General features: G+C 41.4%; 2 protein-coding genes and 1 pseudogene. All 3 read left to right on the plus strand.

The genetic code is table 11. The annotated features are described in order from the left end of the window. Window positions 1–166 precede the first annotated feature (166 nt). The 3 genes and pseudogenes from DW677_RS17845 to DW677_RS17855 all read left to right on the plus strand — a co-directional run bounded on the left by DW677_RS17845 (window position 167) and on the right by DW677_RS17855 (window position 2,200). Window positions 167–511: pseudogene (locus DW677_RS17845) on the plus strand (TnpV protein). Window positions 512–652: 141 nt separating this feature from the next. Then, window positions 653–1,600: a DUF4261 domain-containing protein gene (locus tag DW677_RS17850; protein ID WP_015553441.1), complete on the plus strand. Its 948-nt coding sequence runs from the start codon at window positions 653–655 to the stop codon at window positions 1,598–1,600. A gap of 75 nt (window positions 1,601–1,675) precedes the next feature. Then, window positions 1,676–2,200 carry a hypothetical protein gene (locus DW677_RS17855; RefSeq protein WP_015553442.1) on the plus strand — a complete coding sequence of 175 codons (525 nt, stop codon included), beginning with the start codon at window positions 1,676–1,678 and terminating at the stop codon, window positions 2,198–2,200. Window positions 2,201–2,394: the final 194 nt, after the last annotated feature.

Genomic DNA, 2,394 nt, shown 5'->3' on the forward strand with positions numbered 1-2,394 from the left:
AAGCCAGCGGAGCGCAGAAGCGATACGAGGACAAAATCAAGAAGCGGAAAAAGGCAGAAATCGAAGCCAAGAAAGCCGCCATTCGTGCGGAGGATATTGCAAAGGGCGTGTTCGTCCCGGTCAGCAGTTTACCGCAGAGAGAGCCGATGAAAGGAGTACAAACAGCATGAATATCACTTACACACAGAACGGCGATTATCTTATCCCGAACATCGTTATCCGCAAGACCAAGCCCCTCGGACACTACGGCAGACTTCGCAAGGCGTATCTGGAAATGCACCGCCCGATACTGTTCAATGAGCTGGTACTATCCGACAAGCTCTTTGAGCATTGCGCCGAGATTGACGAAGCGGCATGAAGCCGCATGGAGCTGATCGTGTGGTCACTGGCAGAGCAAAACGGTGTGACCGAACAGCTGAAAGCCGAAAACCAAATGGAATGGGTGCGGCAGATGAACGCTTGCAAGGCACAGGCAGAGGAGATTGTGAAAGCGGAATTGATTTATGATTGAGTGAGAAAGTCCGGGCAGAAAACTGTTCGGACTTTTCTCATATGTTCCAAAATGACGGTAGAATTGTTCACAAGTTTTATGGTATAATTTTAAGATGAACTTGAGCAACAAATCGTAAAGTCAACACAAAGGAGAATGTAGATGGGGTTATTGGATAAGTTGAAAAAAAGAAAAGAAAAGAGGGAGTCAGAAGAAAAACAGCATCAGGAGCAGCAGTTTCAGCAGGATTTGTCACAAAAGACTGATTCCCAAATACGCCCAGGCGGCGTGTTCATGATACAGCTTCTGATGAAAGAGAAATACGAGATGCCTTCCAATGAGAGGTTTATAGAGATATTGTCGAAGCATCTGGGAAAAGTGGAGCAGTATGGTAGTCGCAAGGCGGGTGTGAAATTTGCCGCCCATGATTACATCTCTGAGATGAAGGATGCCAGCATTCCGGTAACATTGATGATTTCTGACTGTGAGGAATTTGTGCGGGATTCCATTGATGCTTTCAGACGCAGCCAGATGTGGGATTGTATGAGTGACCGTGACCGTATTCTCTCTGAGTGCAAATATCAGATTTTTGCTAATGATATGTTGGGCGGCGGGCTACCTGCAAGAAAACGTGCAAATATGCTTATGGATTATCTGGAGGCACTGGTGGAATTATATCCTCAGTGTGAGGCGGTTTACAACCTTAACTCAGGAAAGCTGATCCTGGCTGATGATATCCGGAAAAATGAAATCCCCGGCGTTGACCGCTTTATCCGGTACGCAGTAAACGTTCGTTTTTTTAATGTTCAGGGGACGGAGGACAGTGTAGTGGACACGCTTGGTCTGAGTCTTTTGTATATAGAAGATTTGCAGTATCACTTCCGTGACATGGATCCAAACTGGGTAGTAAATCACGCCTACAATTTGGCATCCTATTTGCTGAACAATGAAAAGCCTATGAAGGATGGGGATACCATCGACGGCATTCGGAACGGAATGATCGTGCAGGACATCCAGTGGAAGTGTCAGTATGAGGATGCACTGATTCAGCCAGCGAGGATAGTCATGGATGTTTGCATGGGCGAGTATGCAGCCGGAAATCGTGATTGATGTATTGTGATGTGATGACGAAAATATAAAAAGATAAATAAGAATTTGAAGATATACAATAGAGAGTGTGATGACATGACGGATATTAGTGGTATTTTTTCGATAAGTAGTAGTACAAAACATCAATGGATTTCATTATGTGGACATTTGGAAGTTGTTATTGGAAATTATTTTCTTTCACAATCAGGAAATCCAGGAGCATATTGGTATGCTATATACTACGACTCATCAGTAGACGGGTATAATGAATGTGTAGAAATCACAGATAAAAATTTAATTGGTTATGTATATTGTGATGATAGAGTAGCCTTTGTTTTGAACAGTTTCCTTGAAAGATTTATAAACGATACTGTAGATTATAATATTCATTATGTTGGTGTAGAGTCTTTAGACGAAGAATGTATTGAATGCAGAAGATACTTTGATTATTGTGAGCATATTTTACCTGCTTTATGGATAGATGATGATTTCTTAAACAATGAAAAACTTGAGTTTGATTATGAAAAATTTGAGTTGATAGATACTGGTATTAAGTATCTTAATCCGAAGCATTTTTCCGTAAAAAGCTTTGTAGAGTATTGTAGATTCAGTAAAGAGTGAGATTTCTATAAAATAAAAGATAGATTCTCAGTTATTAGCAGCAATTTCAGTTTGTCGTTCTAAAAATTCAACTGAATAATCCCAGCAAAAACCGCTGCTACATGGAAGTCAACAAACCATGCAACAGCGGTTTTTCTTTATCGTTTTTTCCTCTGGCTGATAGGCGTTCCCATTTTCTTTGACTTTTTGAGAAT

It is taken from the genome of Clostridium sp. AM25-23AC (assembly GCF_003435125.1).
Lineage (GTDB): Bacteria > Bacillota > Clostridia > Lachnospirales > Lachnospiraceae > Pilosibacter > Pilosibacter fragilis.